Origin of the sequence: Aeromonas taiwanensis, from assembly GCF_000820165.1 — a bacterium.
Classification (GTDB): domain Bacteria; phylum Pseudomonadota; class Gammaproteobacteria; order Enterobacterales; family Aeromonadaceae; genus Aeromonas; species Aeromonas taiwanensis.
Map to the genome: position 1 here is coordinate 1 of NZ_CDDD01000104.1, position 16,618 is coordinate 16,618.

General features: G+C 63.6%; 15 protein-coding genes and 1 pseudogene. 4 read left to right on the plus strand and 12 right to left on the minus strand.

Features of this window, described 5'->3' with window-relative positions:
- The 3 genes and pseudogenes from BN1136_RS20555 to BN1136_RS18930 all read right to left on the minus strand — a co-directional run.
- Positions 1–358: pseudogene (locus BN1136_RS20555) on the minus strand (hypothetical protein); the annotation flags it as partial.
- Complete coding sequence (locus BN1136_RS18925) at positions 345–1,334, minus strand: DUF58 domain-containing protein (protein WP_043762053.1); 990 nt, start codon at positions 1,332–1,334, stop codon at positions 345–347. The pseudogene BN1136_RS20555 and the gene BN1136_RS18925, both read right to left, overlap by 14 nt.
- Positions 1,334–2,254: an AAA family ATPase gene (locus tag BN1136_RS18930; RefSeq protein WP_043762051.1), complete on the minus strand. Its 921-nt coding sequence runs from the start codon at positions 2,252–2,254 to the stop codon at positions 1,334–1,336. The genes BN1136_RS18925 and BN1136_RS18930 overlap by 1 nt, the downstream gene beginning before the upstream one ends.
- A gap of 191 nt (positions 2,255–2,445) precedes the next feature.
- On the opposite strand from BN1136_RS18930, the gene ampC reads away from it, so the two are divergent.
- On the plus strand, positions 2,446–3,588 hold the full coding sequence (gene ampC / locus BN1136_RS18935) for an FOX/MOX family class C beta-lactamase (protein ID WP_043762049.1): 1,143 nt from the start codon (positions 2,446–2,448) through the stop codon (positions 3,586–3,588).
- 65 nt (positions 3,589–3,653) lie between these two features.
- Here ampC and ruvX read toward each other — a convergent pair whose 3' ends face one another.
- The 7 genes from ruvX to metK form a co-directional block, all read right to left on the minus strand.
- Positions 3,654–4,076: a Holliday junction resolvase RuvX gene (gene ruvX / locus BN1136_RS18940; protein ID WP_043762048.1), complete on the minus strand. Its 423-nt coding sequence runs from the start codon at positions 4,074–4,076 to the stop codon at positions 3,654–3,656.
- Between the two features lie 69 nt (positions 4,077–4,145).
- Positions 4,146–4,700: a YqgE/AlgH family protein gene (locus tag BN1136_RS18945; protein WP_043762047.1), complete on the minus strand. Its 555-nt coding sequence runs from the start codon at positions 4,698–4,700 to the stop codon at positions 4,146–4,148.
- Between the two features lie 183 nt (positions 4,701–4,883).
- Entirely contained in the window at positions 4,884–5,834 is a 951-nt protein-coding gene (gene gshB / locus BN1136_RS18950) for a glutathione synthase (protein WP_043762046.1), read from the minus strand.
- Positions 5,835–5,885: 51 nt separating this feature from the next.
- The gene (rsmE, locus tag BN1136_RS18955) at positions 5,886–6,617 is read right to left on the minus strand and encodes a 16S rRNA (uracil(1498)-N(3))-methyltransferase (protein WP_043762045.1); all 732 of its coding nucleotides are present in this window, start codon (positions 6,615–6,617) and stop codon (positions 5,886–5,888) included.
- A 62-nt stretch (positions 6,618–6,679) separates the two neighbouring features.
- The gene (locus BN1136_RS18960) at positions 6,680–7,372 is read right to left on the minus strand and encodes an endonuclease (RefSeq protein WP_043762044.1); all 693 of its coding nucleotides are present in this window, start codon (positions 7,370–7,372) and stop codon (positions 6,680–6,682) included.
- Positions 7,373–7,445: 73 nt separating this feature from the next.
- Positions 7,446–7,973: a SprT family zinc-dependent metalloprotease gene (locus BN1136_RS18965; RefSeq protein ID WP_043762043.1), complete on the minus strand. Its 528-nt coding sequence runs from the start codon at positions 7,971–7,973 to the stop codon at positions 7,446–7,448.
- 68 nt (positions 7,974–8,041) lie between these two features.
- Positions 8,042–9,193: a methionine adenosyltransferase gene (gene metK / locus BN1136_RS18970; protein ID WP_043762042.1), complete on the minus strand. Its 1,152-nt coding sequence runs from the start codon at positions 9,191–9,193 to the stop codon at positions 8,042–8,044.
- A 342-nt stretch (positions 9,194–9,535) separates the two neighbouring features.
- Between metK and tkt the strand changes: the two genes are divergently transcribed.
- Both tkt and BN1136_RS18980 read left to right on the plus strand, forming a co-directional pair.
- Positions 9,536–11,527: a transketolase gene (gene tkt / locus BN1136_RS18975; RefSeq protein WP_043809075.1), complete on the plus strand. Its 1,992-nt coding sequence runs from the start codon at positions 9,536–9,538 to the stop codon at positions 11,525–11,527.
- 498 nt (positions 11,528–12,025) lie between these two features.
- A complete protein-coding gene (locus BN1136_RS18980) occupies positions 12,026–12,301 on the plus strand; it encodes a hypothetical protein (RefSeq protein WP_043762040.1) in 276 nt (91 codons plus the stop codon).
- Between the two features lie 92 nt (positions 12,302–12,393).
- Here BN1136_RS18980 and BN1136_RS18985 read toward each other — a convergent pair whose 3' ends face one another.
- Complete coding sequence (locus BN1136_RS18985) at positions 12,394–13,659, minus strand: RidA family protein (RefSeq protein ID WP_043809077.1); 1,266 nt, start codon at positions 13,657–13,659, stop codon at positions 12,394–12,396.
- Between the two features lie 816 nt (positions 13,660–14,475).
- Here BN1136_RS18985 and hchA point away from each other — a divergent pair.
- Positions 14,476–15,339: a glyoxalase III HchA gene (hchA, locus tag BN1136_RS18990; RefSeq protein ID WP_043762034.1), complete on the plus strand. Its 864-nt coding sequence runs from the start codon at positions 14,476–14,478 to the stop codon at positions 15,337–15,339.
- A gap of 101 nt (positions 15,340–15,440) precedes the next feature.
- On the opposite strand, the gene BN1136_RS18995 is transcribed toward hchA, so the two are convergent.
- Positions 15,441–16,544 carry an anhydro-N-acetylmuramic acid kinase gene (locus BN1136_RS18995; protein WP_043809079.1) on the minus strand — a complete coding sequence of 368 codons (1,104 nt, stop codon included), beginning with the start codon at positions 16,542–16,544 and terminating at the stop codon, positions 15,441–15,443.
- Positions 16,545–16,618 lie beyond the last annotated feature (74 nt).

The following is a 16,618-nucleotide window of genomic DNA, read 5'->3' on the forward strand; positions in this document are numbered from 1 at the left end:
CCCCCGCCGCGGGGGGGGAGAGGAAGGGCGGCCGCAGCCCCCCGCTCGTCGCCCCCCCCCCCCGCCTCCCCCCCCCCCCGGCCGGCCCGACCCGAGCGAGGGGAGGGTGGGGGGGGGGGGGGGGGGGCGGGCCCCCCCCCCTTCCCCCCCCGAGGATCAGAAGGCCGGGGAGGCCAAAAACAGCCAGGTGGGGGGCGGGGGGCGGGCGCCAGCCCCGCCACAGCATCATGGCGCGCGCACTCAGGGTGAGCGCACCCACGGCCAGCACCCAGAGCTGCAACTGGGGCCAGAGCGCCGTGGCCAGCAGCAGCTGCTGCAAGGCGATGAGGGGCAGCAGGCGACGGTTATCGAGCAGCATCAGTCCCCCTCTCTGCCGTCGTCTCCCCCCTGTCGCCAAGGCGTGCCAGCGCCAGTCGGCAACGCTGGAGGAAGGCCGGTCCGCTCTCGGGGCCGAGGGTCTGGCCCGCCAGGGTCAGGGTGAAGGGAAGGCCCCGCCTCGCATAGTCGGCGCACCACCAGGCCAGCACCGCCAGCCGAGCTTCGAGATCCTGACCGCCGACCCGGGAGAGGGAGAGGTGGGAATCATCCAGCAGGGGCTCTTCGAACTGCTTGATCAGAAGGCCGCGTCCCTGGGCGAGCTGTTTCCAGGCGATCCGGCTCGGCGGTTCTCCCGGGCGATGGGGCCGCAGGGCGTCAAAGTCTCCCAGGGTGGCCGGCATAGCCTGTCCCCGGCCTTCTCGTTCCCCCTGTGACGAGCCCGCGAGCAGGTTCCCATGAAGGGGGGCGGGCGCGAGCCAGGCCTCCAGTTGCAGATCCAGCAGCGACCAGCAGCGAAACAGCCCCAGAGGATAGCGGCTCTCCACCCGCAGCCTGCTCAAGGCCACCCGGCCGCGCCTGCCTCCCTTGATCGCCAGCAGCAAACTGTCAGGGGCCGAGTCGGCCTGGGCCAGCCAGAGGGTTCCCTCGTTCAGGGTCAGCAGCAGTGCCCGGGCCGGGCGGCGTGCGTGTACCGTCACCCGGATGGGCAGGGACTGGCCCGCCTCGCCGAGGGCCATGGGGCCGCCGAACAGGGAGAGCCCAAGCAGGTTGCGATGGGTGAGCCACATGGCGACCATGAACAGGCTGGCGAGGCAGTAGGCAACCAGCATCACCAGGTTGTTCTGGTAGTTGGTGCCGAGCAGGTAGATGGCGATCATCACCAGCAGGTAGCCAAGTCCCAGGCGAGTGGGCAGGATGAACAGGCTGCGCGGCCCCAGGGTAATGTGGCGGGCGGGGGGAATGCGGCGGGCCAGCCAGCGCCGCTGCCACAACGCCCTGCGTTGCCGCCAGCCCATCAGGGGCGATCCGGATCGACCCGGGCCAGCAGGCGCTGGCTCAGGGGGCAGGCCTCGCCGCGCTGCACGCCGAAGCTCCCCCGGAGCCTGTGCTCGGCCACGTAGGGGAAGACGGCCTGCACATCCTCTGTCGTCACGAAGCGGCGCCCCGCCACCAGAGCCCAGGCGCGGCTGACCGCCAGCAGGGTGCGGGCAGCCCGGGGGGAGAGGGGCTGGGGCAACTCTTCATCGATGCGGCTCTGGTGGACCAGCGCCAGCAGGTAGTCGAGGGTGGCCTCGGAGAGGTGGATTTCCTCCGCTTCGGCCTGCAGGGTGGCCAGGGAGGCGGTGTCCAGCTGGCGGCTCAGGGTGAGGGGCTGGCTGGCACCGCGCAGCAGCCGGCGTTCGGCCTCCGGCGAGGGAAAACCCAGCGACAGGCGCACGGCGAAGCGGTCGAGCTGGGACTCTGGCAGGGGGTAGGTGCCCGCCTGATCCGCCGGGTTCTGGGTGGCGATGACGAAGAAGGGGGAGGGGAGCGGATAGCTCTGCCCCTCCATGCTCACCCTGTGCTCGGCCATGGCCTCCAGCAGGGCGCTCTGCACCTTGGGGCTGGCGCGGTTGATCTCGTCGGCCAGCAGCACCTGGGTGAAGACTGGGCCGGGGTGAAAACGAAACTGCTGCTCGGCCTTGTCGAAGATCTGCAGCCCCAGCAGGTCGGCGGGCAGCAGATCGGCGGTGAACTGCACACGCCGGCAATCGAGACCCAGTACCTGGGCCAGGGCGTGGGCCAGGGTGGTCTTGCCCATGCCGGGCAGATCCTCGATCAGCAGGTGGCCACGGGCCAGCAGGGTGACCAGGGCTACCCTGAGCTGCAGCGGCTTGCCGAGGATCACCTGCTCCAGGGCCGTCAGCAGCCGGGTGATCAGTGGTTGTGTCTGCACGGGCGTATCCCCTCTTCGTTGCCGCCCATACAGCTTATACGCCAGCTGCAGGGCAAGGGGGGAACCAAGAAGATAACTCATTGAAACAGGCTGGTTTAGAGAGCCGACTTCACACAGACTTCACCCGGGTTCATGCCTGGCACACGCTGAGCGGTTAGGCTGGCGCCTCCTGAATATATTGAGAACTTGCCATGAAACGCACGACAACCCTGCCTCTGCTTGCCCTCGGGACCCTGCTGATGTCTCCTCTTTCCCTGGCCTCCTCCGTGGATCCGCTGGATGGGATGGTGGGCGGGGTCATCCGTCCCCTGATCAAGGAGCACAGGATCCCGGGCATGGCGGTGGCCGTGGTCAAGGATGGCCGGGCCCGCTACTTCAACTACGGCATGGCCGATCGGGAGAGAGGGATTCCCGTCAGCGAGCTGACCCTGTTCGAGATAGGGTCGGTCAGCAAGACCCTGACCGCGACCCTGGGGGCCTATGCCGTGGTGCAGGGGGCGATGGCCCTGGATGACAAGGTGAGCCTGCACGCTCCCTGGCTCAAGGGCTACGCCTTTGACGACATCACCATGGGGGAGCTGGCCACTTACAGTGCCGGAGGCCTGCCGCTGCAATTCCCCGAAGAGGTGGATTCACACGAGAAGATGCAGGAGTACTACCGTCAGTGGACCCCTGTCTACTCGCCGGGATCCCATCGCCAGTACTCCAACCCCAGCATCGGCCTGTTCGGTTATCTGGCGGCGAGCAGCATGAAGCAGCCGTTTGAGCGCCTGATGGAGCAGACGGTCCTGCCGGGGCTTGGTCTGCACCACACCTATCTCGATGTGCCCCAGCAGGCCATGGGGCACTACGCCTACGGCTACTCGAAGGAGGACAAGCCCATCCGGGTCACTCCCGGCATGCTGGCGGACGAGGCCTACGGTATCAAGACCAGCTCGGCGGATCTGTTGCGCTTTGTGAAGGCCAACATCAGCGGGGTGGAAGACGGAGCCATGCAGCAGGCCATCGACCTGACCCACCAGGGCCAGTACGCGGTGGGGGAGATGACCCAGGGGCTCGGCTGGGAGCGCTACGCCTACCCCATCAGCGAAGCGGCCCTGCTCGGGGGCAATGCGACCCGGATGATCCTCGAGGCCAACCCGGCGGCGCCTGCGCCCGCGGCGGCGGGACACCCTGTGCTCTTCAACAAGACCGGCTCGACCAACGGCTTTGGCGCCTATGTGGCTTTCGTGCCGGCCAAGGGGATCGGCATCGTCATGCTGGCCAATCGCAACTATCCCAACGAGGCCCGCATCAAGGCGGCCCACGCCATCCTGACCAAGCTGGCCGAGTGAGATGAAAGAGGGCGGTCCATTGCGCGAATGGCCGCCCTCTCGTGGGTTCCTGTCAGCACGCCCTGTCAGTCGTACTGCTCTTCCATCCAGGCTTCGACGATGAGCTGGGCGGAGACGCCATCCACGCTCCCCTTGTCCAGCGCCTTGTAGCCGCCGCGCTCGAACAGGCGGGCGCGGGCGTCCGTGGTGGTGAGCCGCTCGTCCTTGAACTCCACCGGCTTGCCGAAACGGCCGTGCAGACGGTTGCCGAACTTGCGGGCCCGCACCGTGATCTCCTGATCGGTGCCGTCCATGTTGAGCGGCAGGCCGACGATGAGCAGATCCGGTTGCCACTCCTTGAGCAGCTTCTCTATCTCGTCCCAGTTGGGAATGCCGTCGTTGGCCTTGAGGGAACGAAGGGGACGGGCGCTGCCCGTGAGCTCCTGGCCGATGGCGACACCAATGCTCTTGGTGCCGTAATCAAAGCCCATGATGCTGCGTGATGACATGGGGATTTCCTCGAAATGGGGTAAAGGAGGGGCGCTGCAACCGCGCCCCTGGACGCAAGCGCTCCGGGACTAGCTGTGCCCCACCTGGCTGGAGAGGTGCAGGGGATTGACGCCTATGCTGGCGGCGGCCTGCTGCCAGCGCTGGTGGATGGGGGTGTCAAAGACCAGCTTGGGGTTGGGAGGGATCACCAGCCAGGAGCCGTCCGCCAGCTCCTGCTCGAGCTGACCGGCGCTCCAGCCTGCATAGCCCAGGGCGACCAGCCAGTGGCTCGGCGCGTCGTCGGTGCCCAGGGTCTCGAGGATGTCCTTGGAGGTGGTGACCATCATCTCGTCGCTCACCTGCAGGGTGGAGTTGAAGCCGGGTCTGAAGCTGTGCAGCACGAAGCCGCGATCGGCATGCACCGGGCCGCCCTGCAACACCGGCTGCTTCATCTCGGTCGTATCGGGCGGGCTCAGCTTGAGCTTGGCCAGCATGTTGTCCAGGGTCATGTCGACCGGGATGTTGACCACCAGCCCCATGGCCCCTTCGCTGTTGTGTTCGCACAGGTAGACGAGGGAGCGCTGGAAGTAGGCGTCCGTGAGGCTCGGCATGGCGAGCAGGAAGTGGTTTTGCAGTGTTTGCATAGAGTGCATGGAGCGCATGGATCTCAAAGCGTACAAAGGTATTGGGGTGATTATGGCAGTTGATGGCGGCGGGCAAAACCGCTTTTTACGGCCCTGGCGTTGAGCCGGGCCCAGTCCCGGTAAAGAGAACGAAAGGGGCCAAAAGGCCCCTGCGTACTCCTCTTCCCTGCCGGGAAGAGCTGTTCAGCGCCCCAGGCGGCGCTCGATGGCGTCCATCAGCATGCCGGTGATGTGCACCGGGAAGGCCGCCTCGATCTCGCGGATGCAGGTCGGACTGGTGACGTTGATCTCGGTCAGGCGATCGCCAATGATGTCGAGCCCGACGAAGATGAGCCCCTTCTCCTTCAGGGTCGGCCCCACCGCGCGGGCGATGGCCCAGTCCGCCTCGCTCAGGGGACGCGCCTCGCCACGGCCGCCGGCGGCCAGGTTGCCGCGGGTCTCGCCCTGGGCCGGGATGCGCGCCAGGCAGTAGGGGACCGGCTCGCCATCCACCACCAGCACCCGCTTGTCGCCATCCTTGATGGCCGGCAGATAGGTCTGGGCCATGCAGTAGCGCTGGCCGTGCTCGGTCAATGTCTCGATGATGACGCCGACGTTGGCGTCATCCTCCTTCATGCGGAAGATGGAGGCGCCACCCATGCCGTCCAGGGGCTTCAGGATGACGTCCCTGTGCTCGGCGTGGAAGGCGCGCAGCTTGTCGGCACGGCGGGTCACCAGGGTGGTCGGGGTGTGCTCGGCGAACCAGGCGGTGTAGAGCTTCTCGTTGGCGTCGCGCAGGCTCTGTGGCTTGTTGACGATGAGGCAGCCCTCGTCCTCGGCGCGCTCCAGCATGTAGGTGGCGTAGATGAACTCGGTGTCGAACGGCGGATCCTTGCGCATCAGGATCACGTCCAGATTGGAGAGGGGCTGATCGACCACCTCGCCCAGGGTGAACCAGTGGGCGTAGTCATGCTTGACCGTCAGCGGGCGCATGGTGCCAAACGCCCGGCCAGCCTGCATGTAGAGATCCTTCATCTCCAGATAGAAGAGCTCGTAGCCGCGCTTCTGCGCCTCTTCGAGCATGGCGAAGCTGGAGTCTTTCTTGATGTTGATGGACGAGATGGGGTCCATCACGATGCCGAGTTTGATGGTCATCCGAGATTCCTTCTGGTGGCTCGATTGCGTTTTAGATGAGCAAGACCTGTGTCAGGCCAGATCGCCGAAGCGGCACTGAAGCGCCGTGATGGCGGTCAGGGCGGCGGTTTCGGTGCGCAGCACCCGCGGCCCCAGCAGCATCTCCTTGAAGTCTTCCTGCACGGTACGGGCGATCTCGTCGCTGGACAAGCCCCCTTCCGGGCCGATCAGCAGGCGCACGCCGTGCTCCGGCACCGGCAGGGTATTGATGCTGTAGGGCGCGCGCGGGTGCAGGTTGAGCTTGAGCTCGTTGGTCTCTTCCGCCAGCCAGGCGTCCAGCTCCATGGGCATGCGCACCTCGGGCACGGTATTGCGGCCGCACTGTTCGCAGGCACTGATCACCACCTTCTGCCACTGCTCGCGCTTCTTCTCCAGCCGGTCTGCCGGCAGCTTGACGCCGCAGCGCTCGGAGAAGAGCGGGGTGATGCAGGTGACGCCGAGCTCCACGGATTTCTGGATGGTGAAGTCCATCTTGTCGCCGCGGCTGATCACCTGGCCCAGATGGATGGCGAGCGGCGACTCCACCGAGCGCGGCTCGCAGCCGTCGATGCGCACCTCCACCGACTTCTTGCCGACGGCGGCGATGGTGGCGGGGTACTGGTGGCCGTCGCCGTTGAACAGTTCGAGCTGCTGGCCCGGCTGCATGCGCAGTACCCGGCCGATGTGGTTGGCACCGTCTTCCGACAGGGCGAGGGTCTGGCCCGCCTGCAGGGGGGCCGGTTCATAGATACGTGGGATGCGCATGGCTCAATATCAGTCTCTTGTTCGGGAAAAGGGAGATTCACTCCCTTGTCTCCCAGATGGGGTTATTGGCACTGCTTTTCAATGAAGGGATTGGTATTGCCCTGCAGCTTGCCGATGCGGCGGTTGCGCTCGCACTCCCAGCGATCGGCCGGGTACAGGCGATCCCAGGCTTCGAAGAGTTTACGCTGTTGGGCGGCGAGACGCAGCCCGTACTGCTGGCTCATGTAGAGATAGGCACGGGCGATCTGGCCGCGCACCGGCCCCTTGGGCGGCTGCACCTGGCGATCCTTGAAGTCCACCAGCATCTGGCACTTGCCGTACTGGTTCGGTTTGCCGTTCCAGTCGGAGAAGCGGAAGTTCGCCCGATCGCCGTTCACCTCGCCGATGGCGGGGAAGAGGTTGTGCATGTCCCCCTCCATCCTGTTGAACTCGTCGCTCTTGCCGCAGTTCTTGCGGCCCCCGTCCTGCCAGCACTGCAGCTGGTGGCCGAACTCCCAGGCGGGCACCACGTGCTCCCACTCGATGCGGGCGGCGCGCTCGGCCTGCTTGCGTGGCAGGTAGCCGCAGCTCTCCCAGTCGGGGGCCATCTTCTTGCCGCTGAACTTGATGTTGCAGCCGCAATAGAAGGTAGTGGGATGGCTCTGGTAGAGCTTGTTCAAGTCCTGCTTGGCGGCGCGGAAGGTCTGGATGTTGTCGGCAAGGGCCGGGGCGCTGACCAGCAGGGCCAGGCAGAGGGAGAGCAGAGGGCGAAACATGAATATCCTTGGCAATGAGACAGTTGAGTGAAGAAGATGCGCACACTATCACAGGTGCGCGACACGGGGTGACTCAATCCGCCGGGGCGTCGCGCTGCCACACCAGGGGCTGGCGGCAGCGACGGCAGTGATAGCGGGCCTCGCCGCGCATTACCTTGTTGTGGCGGCGCACCGAGAGGGGATGTTGCTGGCAGGCGCAGGCGTAAACGAAGGTGCGCTGGGCCAGCACGCCGAGATCGAAGCTGTGGGTGGTCCTGGGCTCAAGGCCGAACACTTCCCGCATCACCGATTGCCACTGGCGGCCGTGGGGCAGCACCCGGCTCTTGCCACGACCCTCTCCCCACAGGGCATAGACCAGCAGGTGGGCCACCTCGTGGGGCACCACCTCGGCCAGAAAGGCCTGCTGGTTGGCCTGATAGAGGGCGGGGTTGAAGCGCAGCTCCCAGGTCTGCAGCCGCGCCGACCCTGCCGCCCGGCCCCGCATGTTGCAGTGGATCTGCGGGCGCGGGAAGGGGCGGCCGAGACGGGCTTCGGCCTGGGCGAAGCACGCATCGACGCATTGATGCAACAGGGATTCAAGCTGGGCTGGGATGGCGGGCATCGGGTTCTCGGCAGATGGCGGACAAGCAAAAGGGGAGCCTGGCTCCCCTTTCATCACGACAGCGTGCCTTACAGGCCGGCGGCAGCGCGCAGCAGCTCGGCCTTGTCGGTCTTCTCCCAGGGGAACTCGTCGCGGCCGAAGTGGCCGTAAGCGGCGGTTGCCTGGTAGATCGGGCGCTTCAGATCCAGCATCTCGATGAGGCCGTACGGGCGCAGTTCGAAGAACTCGCGCACCAGCTTGACCAGCAGCTCCTCGGCCACCTTGCCGGTACCGAAGGTCTCGACGCTGATTGAGGTCGGCTCGGCCACGCCGATGGCGTAGGAGACCTGCACTTCACAGCGATCGGCCAGGCCGGCGGCGACGATGTTCTTGGCCACGTAGCGGGCGGCGTAGGCAGCGGAGCGGTCAACCTTGGACGGGTCTTTGCCGGAGAAGGCGCCACCACCGTGACGGGCCATGCCGCCGTAGGTGTCGACGATGATCTTGCGACCGGTCAGACCGCAGTCACCCATGGGGCCGCCGATGACGAAACGGCCGGTCGGGTTGATGAAGTACTTGGTGTCCTTGTTGATCCACTCTGCCGGCAGCACCGGCTTGATGATCTCTTCGCGCACCGCTTCCACCAGGTCGCTGTGGCTGATGGAGTCGCAATGCTGGGTGGAGAGGACCACGGCGTCCACGCCCAGGATCTTGCCTGCGTCGTCGTAGGCGAAGGTCAGCTGGCTCTTGGCGTCCGGACGCAGCCACGGCAGGGTGCCGTTTTTACGCACTTCGGCCTGACGCTTCACCAGCAGGTGGGAGTAGGTGATGGGCGCGGGCATCAGCACGTCGGTTTCGTTGGTGGCGTAGCCGAACATCAGGCCCTGGTCACCGGCACCTTGCTCCAGCGGGTCGGTACGGTCGACGCCCTGGTTGATGTCCGGGGACTGTTTGCCGATGGCGTTCAGCACGGCGCAGGAGTCGGCGTCGAAGCCCATGTCGGAGTGGGTGTAGCCGATCTCGCGCACGGTGTCGCGCACGATCTGTTCGATGTCGACCCAGGCAGAGGTGGTCACTTCGCCGGCGACCATCACCATGCCGGTCTTGACCAGGGTTTCACAGGCGACGCGCGCCTTGGTGTCCTGCTCCAGGATGGCGTCCAGCACCGCATCGGAGATCTGGTCGGCGATTTTATCGGGATGGCCTTCGGAGACCGACTCGGAAGTAAACAGCTTTGCCATGTTTGGTTCTCAATTCGTAGTGGGGTTATCGCCTCGGCCATAACCGGATAATGACAGGATGACTGTAGAGGTATCTACATCTGGACGTCTATTTTAGTGAGGTCACCCTGTGATTGCCAGCACTATTTAGGATTGGAGCCGACCGGGCCAAGGTTCGGGGTGGATCCACCTCCATGGGGGTAAGGGAGGGGGCAGGCTGAATCGTTTTCCCGCAGCAGAAAAGCGATTGTGCTCTCAAAGCCACTTTATTCACCCAGATAATATTTGCACCCCGCGCCCCCTGCTGGGACAATAACGCGCCTTAATCTTGGCCATCAAATGAAGCAATCGCAGGAGATACAGATGCCTTCTCGTAAAGAGCTTGCCAATGCCATTCGTGCATTGAGTATGGATGCCGTTCAAAAAGCCAACTCCGGTCACCCGGGCGCCCCCATGGGAATGGCGGATATCGCTGAAGTGCTGTGGCGCAGCCACCTGAAACATAACCCGAACAACCCCAAGTGGGCCGACCGCGACCGTTTCATTCTCTCCAACGGCCACGGCTCCATGCTGCTGTACTCCCTGCTGCACCTCTCCGGTTATGACCTCTCCATCGACGATCTGAAAAACTTCCGCCAACTGCACTCTCGCACCCCGGGTCACCCGGAGTACGGTTATGCGCCGGGCGTCGAGACCACCACGGGTCCGCTGGGTCAGGGCATCACCAACGCCGTGGGCATGGCGATCGCCGAGAAGGCCATGGCCGAGCAGTTCAATCAGCCGGGTCACGACATCGTTGACCACTACACCTACGCCTTTATGGGCGACGGCTGCCTGATGGAAGGCATCTCCCACGAAGCCTGCTCCCTGGCCGGCACCCTGGGCCTGGGCAAGCTGATCGCGTTCTGGGATGACAACGGCATCTCCATCGACGGCCACGTGGAAGGCTGGTTCACCGACGACACTCCCAAGCGCTTCGAGGCCTACGGCTGGCACGTCATCCCGGCCGTCGACGGTCACAACCCGGAAGCCATCAACGCTGCCATCGAAGCCGCCAAGGCCGAGACCGGCAAGCCGACCCTGATCTGCTGCCGCACCATCATCGGTTACGGTTCCCCGAACAAGTCCGGCTCCCACGACTGCCACGGCGCACCGCTGGGCAACGACGAGATCGCCGCCGCCCGTGCCTTCCTGAAGTGGGACCACGCGCCGTTCGTCATCCCGTCCGACATCGCCGCCGAGTGGAACGGTCAGGAGAAGGGCGCCAAGCTCGAATCCGACTGGGCTGCCAAGTTCGCCGCCTATGAAGCCGCTCACCCGGCCCTGGCTGCCGAATTCAAGCGCCGCACCGCAGGCGAGCTGCCGGCCAACTGGGCTGCTGAATCCGCCAAGATCATCGAAACCCTGCAGGCCAACCCGGCCAAGATCGCGACCCGTAAAGCGTCCCAGAACTCCCTGGAAGCCTTCGGCAAGCTGCTGCCGGAATTCATGGGCGGCTCCGCCGACCTGGCTCCGTCCAACCTGACCATGTGGTCCGGCTCCAAGTCCCTGACTCCCGAGAGCGCCGCAGGCAACTACATCCACTATGGCGTGCGCGAGTTCGGCATGTCCGCCATCATGAACGGCATCGCCCTGCACGGTGGTTTCATCCCCTACGGCGCTACCTTCCTGATGTTCATGGAGTACGCCCGCAACGCCCTGCGCATGGCCGCCCTGATGAAGCAGCGCGCCATCTTCGTCTACACCCACGACTCCATCGGTCTGGGTGAAGATGGCCCGACTCACCAGCCGGTCGAGCAGATCGCCTCCCTGCGTCTGACCCCGAACATGAGCACCTGGCGTCCCTGTGACCAGGTAGAGTCCGCCATCGCCTGGAAACACGCCATCGAGCGCACCGACGGCCCGACCTCTCTGATCTTCTCCCGTCAGAACCTGGCCCAGATGGACCGCACCGCCCAGCAACTGGCCGATGCCGCCAAGGGTGGTTACGTGCTGAAGGATTGCGCCGGTACCCCGGAACTGATCCTGATCGCCACCGGTTCCGAAGTGGAACTGGCCGTGGCTGCCTATGAGCAGCTGACTGCCAAGGGCCGTGCCGTGCGCGTGGTCTCCATCCCGTCCACCGACGTGTTCGACGCCCAGTCCGCCGAGTACAAGGCCTCCGTCCTGCCGGCCGCCGTCACCAAGCGTGTGGCCATCGAAGCGGGCATTGCCGACTACTGGTACAAGTACGTGGGCTTTGGCGGCAAGATCATCGGCATGCGCACCTTCGGTGAGTCCGCACCGGCCGAGCTGCTGTTCAAGGAATTCGGCTTTACCGTGGAAAACGTGGTTGCGACCGCTGAATCCCTGTAATAGCCCCTGTAATCACTGACCATTGGGCCGCGCAGGCCCAATAGCCGGAAAATAAAACGCCCTCCATCGCAAGATGGGGGGCGTTTTTTATACTATTTGAAATTCGTCATCGGAATGCATCGCCAATCTTGGACATATCATCCAGCTTCACCAGCGTGCATGCTTGAGCCATCTTTATTTCTTTGCACAGTTCGTAATGTATGGTTTCATATGGTGCCATGCATGATGTGATATGCGTATAAAGGCCGACCGCTCTGTATCCAATGCAGCAGCATTATTTTTTTGTGGCATCTTTATAATATTATGATGGTCATAAGTTATTAATTATAAATCAGGCCGTATATAGTTTCTTGCAAGGATGGGATGTTAATAATGGCTTGTTCTATAGTGATTGATAGGTCAGAGAGAAAACTACATATAAATTCTGACTCGTATGATGTGAACCGTATTTCTGATGTGCAGGTGAAGGTACTTACCTGGAAGGATAAAGTGACCAATATGTTATTGCTTGGACTGATCACATCCAGCATTCTCTTCTATTTTATTCCGACGGAAGCGCAGGGAAAGGGCATGACGCTATTTCTCCCCACAGTCGCGTTTCTGTTGGGGGCTGCGATGGCCTTTATCTCCAGTGCAAGGTGCGTCTTCAGGCTGGAGTTTAAACACACCGATGAAACCGGTGTGCAATGGATCACTGTCGCCAAGGGCAGAACGGCACTGGAGTATGAGGCCTTTAAATTGAAAGAGGCTGAGCTTAAACAATTCCTTGGATAGGGATCGTGGCTCCTTGGCCTTAGGGACAAGGTGGATGCCAGATAAAAAGACACCGGCCTAGGCCGGTGTCTTTTTATGGTTAAAGCAGCGTGTTACGCCTGCGGCGGGGTACTTTCGGCATTGGACATCACCGCATCCATCTGCACCAGGGCGCCGGCGGGTAGCTCGCTCACGCCAATCACGGTGCGGGCGGGCAGATAGGCCGGGAAGTACTTGGTGTAGATGGCATCCACCTCCGCCAAATCCGCGATGTTCTTCACCTGAATATTGACCTTGACGATATCGTCCATCACATGGCCGATGCTCTCCACGATGGTCTTGATATGGCCGAGGCACTGGGCGGTCTGCTCTTTAACGCAGCCGGTCAGGATCTTGCCGGTGGCCATGTCGACCGGCAGCTGGCCGGCGATATGGTTGTAGTGGGAGAAGGCGACGGTCTGGGTGTGCAGGGGGCTGCGCGGTGCCTTGTCGGTATTGCGGGCACGGATCACCAGGTTGTGCCTGTCTTCCACCAGCTGGGGCGGGGTGCCGTCGCCGTGGGAGATGACTACATCCATCTGTACCCGTGCACCGAGCGGCAGGGCAGAGGCCGCGATCACGCTGCGGGCCGGCAGGTAGGCGACGGCGCGGGCGATGGCGGAATCCGGGAAGAAGGTGGTGTAGACCTCGTTGACCGCGTCGAGATCCGCCAGGTTGGCCAGGTAGACGGTGACCTTGACGATGTCGTCAAAGGGTACGTCGATCCCCTCCAGCACCGCCTTGATGTTGTGCAGGCACTGGGCCGCTTGCTCGCGGATACCGCCGCCAATCAGGGTGCCGGAGACGGGGTCGATGGGCAGCTGGGCACCGATATTGTTGTAGTGGGAGAAGGCGACCGTCTGGCTGGAGAGCGGATCCTGCGGGGCGCGATCGCAGCTTCTGGCAAGCTTGAGCAGGGGGCAGGGAGCCTGGGGGAAGGTGCCTTCGCCGTTGGAGAGCAGGGCGTCCATCTGCACCCTGGCATCCAGCGGCAGGGCGGCGACGGCGAGCACGGTGCGGGTCGGCAGATGGTGGGGGAAGAACTCGCGATAGACGGCGTTGACTGCCTCCAGATCGGCGATATCCGTCAGGAACAGGGTCACCTTCACCATGTCCTCCATGCCGTGGCCGATGCTCTGGACGATGGCCTGGATATTGGTGAGACACTGCCTGGCCTGGGCCTGGATATCCCCCTCGATCAGCTTGCCCGTCCTGGGATCGACGGGGAGCTGGGCGGCAATATTGTTGTAGTGGGAGAAGGCCACGCTCTGGGTATAGGGGCCCAGATCCTGCGGGGCGTTGGGGGTATTTCTGGCGGATTTGATGATGGTACCACTCATGGCGATACTCCTTTTTCGTTTTTGATGTAGGGTCAGGCCACTCTTTTCTGCATTGCCGGGCACCTGACTGGCGGCGAATCCGGCTCGTTTTCTGGCGGCAACCGTTGCCCGTACCCGGCGTAACACGATGGGGAAAAGGAAACATGGCCATCACTGTGTCGAGCCTGAATTCGGCGTTGCCAGCGCGGGCGAACGGACGATGGAGAAACATTGGCTTGATATTTCAGACAGGGGGATTCTAGGGGGCGATTATCCGGGGATGCAAACCGGGATCCGGTTTCTATGAGGTGGCTCAACAGAGTGAAATATATTCATTTTGCTATTCAATTCATGGCGGGGATCACAATTAAAGGTGACGGTGGTCCCGTTTTTATGTCCGTTCGGAGGCAGATGACCTCTTATTTTTACCGATTGCGGTTACAGCGTGTGAATAACAGGTTAATCCCCCTGATGTAAATGCAGGTTATTCACTCTGTTTTGCATAGCTATTTATTTTCAGGTCTGTCGGGGGGCTTTTCATGATGGCAAAAATATGCCTTTTGGGGCTGCCTTGCCTGCATTGAAATAACATTCAGCCCCTCTGCATGGCAGCAAATCGACATGGCAAGAAGCGGGGCCGTTTATCGCCTGTTGCCGTGGCAAGCCAGTCAGGTTGCCGCCCGGGTTATGCCATATATTTTCAGCGGCGCGAATGCACCCTGACAGCACCGGCAGAGGGCGTCGGAGAATGGCAGGAGTGAGGGATGGCTCCCGGTTGCCAGGCCCCCGACGGTCAATACTGTGTGAGCGAGTCAACCCAGGATGGAGAGCAGTCCCATGACCGACAAGCCGAACGACGACAAGCAGCCGACCCCGGATCCGGCTGAACAGAATGCCTTTTTCCCCTCACCCTATTCATTGAGCCAGTTCACCTCGACCACGTCGGACCTTGAGGGGGCCGACTATCCCGCGCCTTACCGTGGCGGCCGCTGGAAGATCCTGCTGATCGGGGCCGATGAGCGCTACCTGCCCACCGACAACGGCACCCTGTTCTCTACCGGCAACCATCCGGTCGAAACCCTGCTGCCCATGTATCACCTCGACAAGGCCGGTTTTGCCTTTGACATCGCCACCCTGTCGGGTAACCCGGTCAAGTTCGAGTGGTGGGCCATGCCGACGGAGGATGAGGCGGTCGTGGGGCTCTATGGCAAATACCAGAAGCAGTTTCGTCAGCCGGCCAGACTGGCCGATCTGCTGGCGCGGGTGCAGGCCCCCGATTCAGATTATCTCGGCGTGTTTATCCCCGGCGGGCACGGTGCCCTGATGGGACTGCCCGAGAGCCGCGAGATGAAGGCGCTGCTGGAGTGGGCCATGGCCAACGAGCGCTTCATCATCACCCTGTGCCATGGGCCGGCGGCCCTGCTGGCGGTGGCCAATCCGCAGACCTTTGCCGGCTACAAGATCTGCGCCTTCCCCGACGAGCTGGATGCGCAGACCCCGGCGATCGGCTACATGCCGGGCCACCTCACCTGGCGTTTTGGCGAGCGGCTCAAGGGGATGGGGTTCGAGATAGTCAACAGCGGCATCTCGGGGGAGGTGTGTCGGGATCGCAATCTGCTGACCGGTGACAGCCCGCTGGCGGGCAATCCCCTCGGCAAGCTGGCCGCCACCACCCTGCTGGAGGCGGTGGGCCGTCGATAGCATCACGCCCTTGCAAGAGGGGCGGGCAGAACAGGCAGGTAATTAAAGAGCAGGGCCGTCGAGTGACGGCCCTGCTCTATTGGGTCTGGACCAGGCATGGCTCAGGCGGGATAGAGGGCGCCCAGCACGGCGGGGCGGCTGGCACCGGTGACGGCCGGCAGGTTGCCGGGCTGGCGGTGGATAAAGCGCTGTGCCAGCCAGGCAAAGGCCGCCCCTTCCATCCAGTCGGGGGCTATCCCCAGCTCGGCCGTGTTGGCGATGCGCCAGCGGGGCAGCAGGGTGGCGAGCTCCGCCAGCAGCGGCGCGTTATGGGCGCCGCCGCCGCAGACATAGAGCTCGGGCCGGCTCTGCGCATCCGCCAGTGCGGGCAGCTGGCGGGCGATGCTGTGGCAGGTGAGCGCCTGCAGGGTGCGCTGCACATCTGCCGGGGCATGAGCGTGACCGGCCAGCTCGCCATCGAGCCAGTCGAGGGTAAACATCTCGCGCCCCGTGCTCTTGGGGTGGGGGGCGGCGAAGTAGGGGTGAGCCAGCAGCTGCTCCAGCAGCGCAGGGAGCAGCTTGCCGCTGGCGGCCCACTGACCGCCGGCATCGTAGCTGGCACCCTTGGGGTGGTGGCGGCGATACCAGCCGTCGAGCAGGGTATTGGCCGGGCCGGTATCAAAGCCATAGACGCCATCCGCCTGGCCCGGCAACACCGAGATATTGGCGATGCCGCCGAGGTTCAGCACCACCCGCAGGGCACCGGGACGGGCGAAGAAGGCCTGATGGAAGGCGGGCACGAGTGGGGCCCCCTGGCCGCCGAGGGCCATGTCCATGGTGCGAAAATCGGCCACCACATCGATGCCGGTCAAGGCCGCCAGCAGAGCCGCGTTGCCGATCTGCAGGGTAAAGCCGAGCTGGGGGCGGTGACGTATGGTCTGGCCGTGGCTGCCGATGGCACGAATATCGGCAGGCACGAGGCCGGCCTTGGCGAGCAGGGCCTGAGTGGCGGCGGCAAACTCGCGGGCGACCAGGTTGTCGGCCACCCCCATGCGATCGATCTCGTTGTCCCCCGGGGTACAGAGGGCGTGCAGCTCGTGAACGGTGAGCCAGGGGTGGCTGAGGGCCGCTTCGACCCGCAGTTCATCCCCCTCGATCAGTACCAGCACGGCGTCAATGCCATCCATGCTGGTGCCTGACATCAGTCCGATATAGCGCTCACTCATTGCTTAACCCCTTCAGTGGTGCAGGGAGCCCGGGCGATACCATGTTCTGTCCCAGTTCTGGTCCCCGACATCAA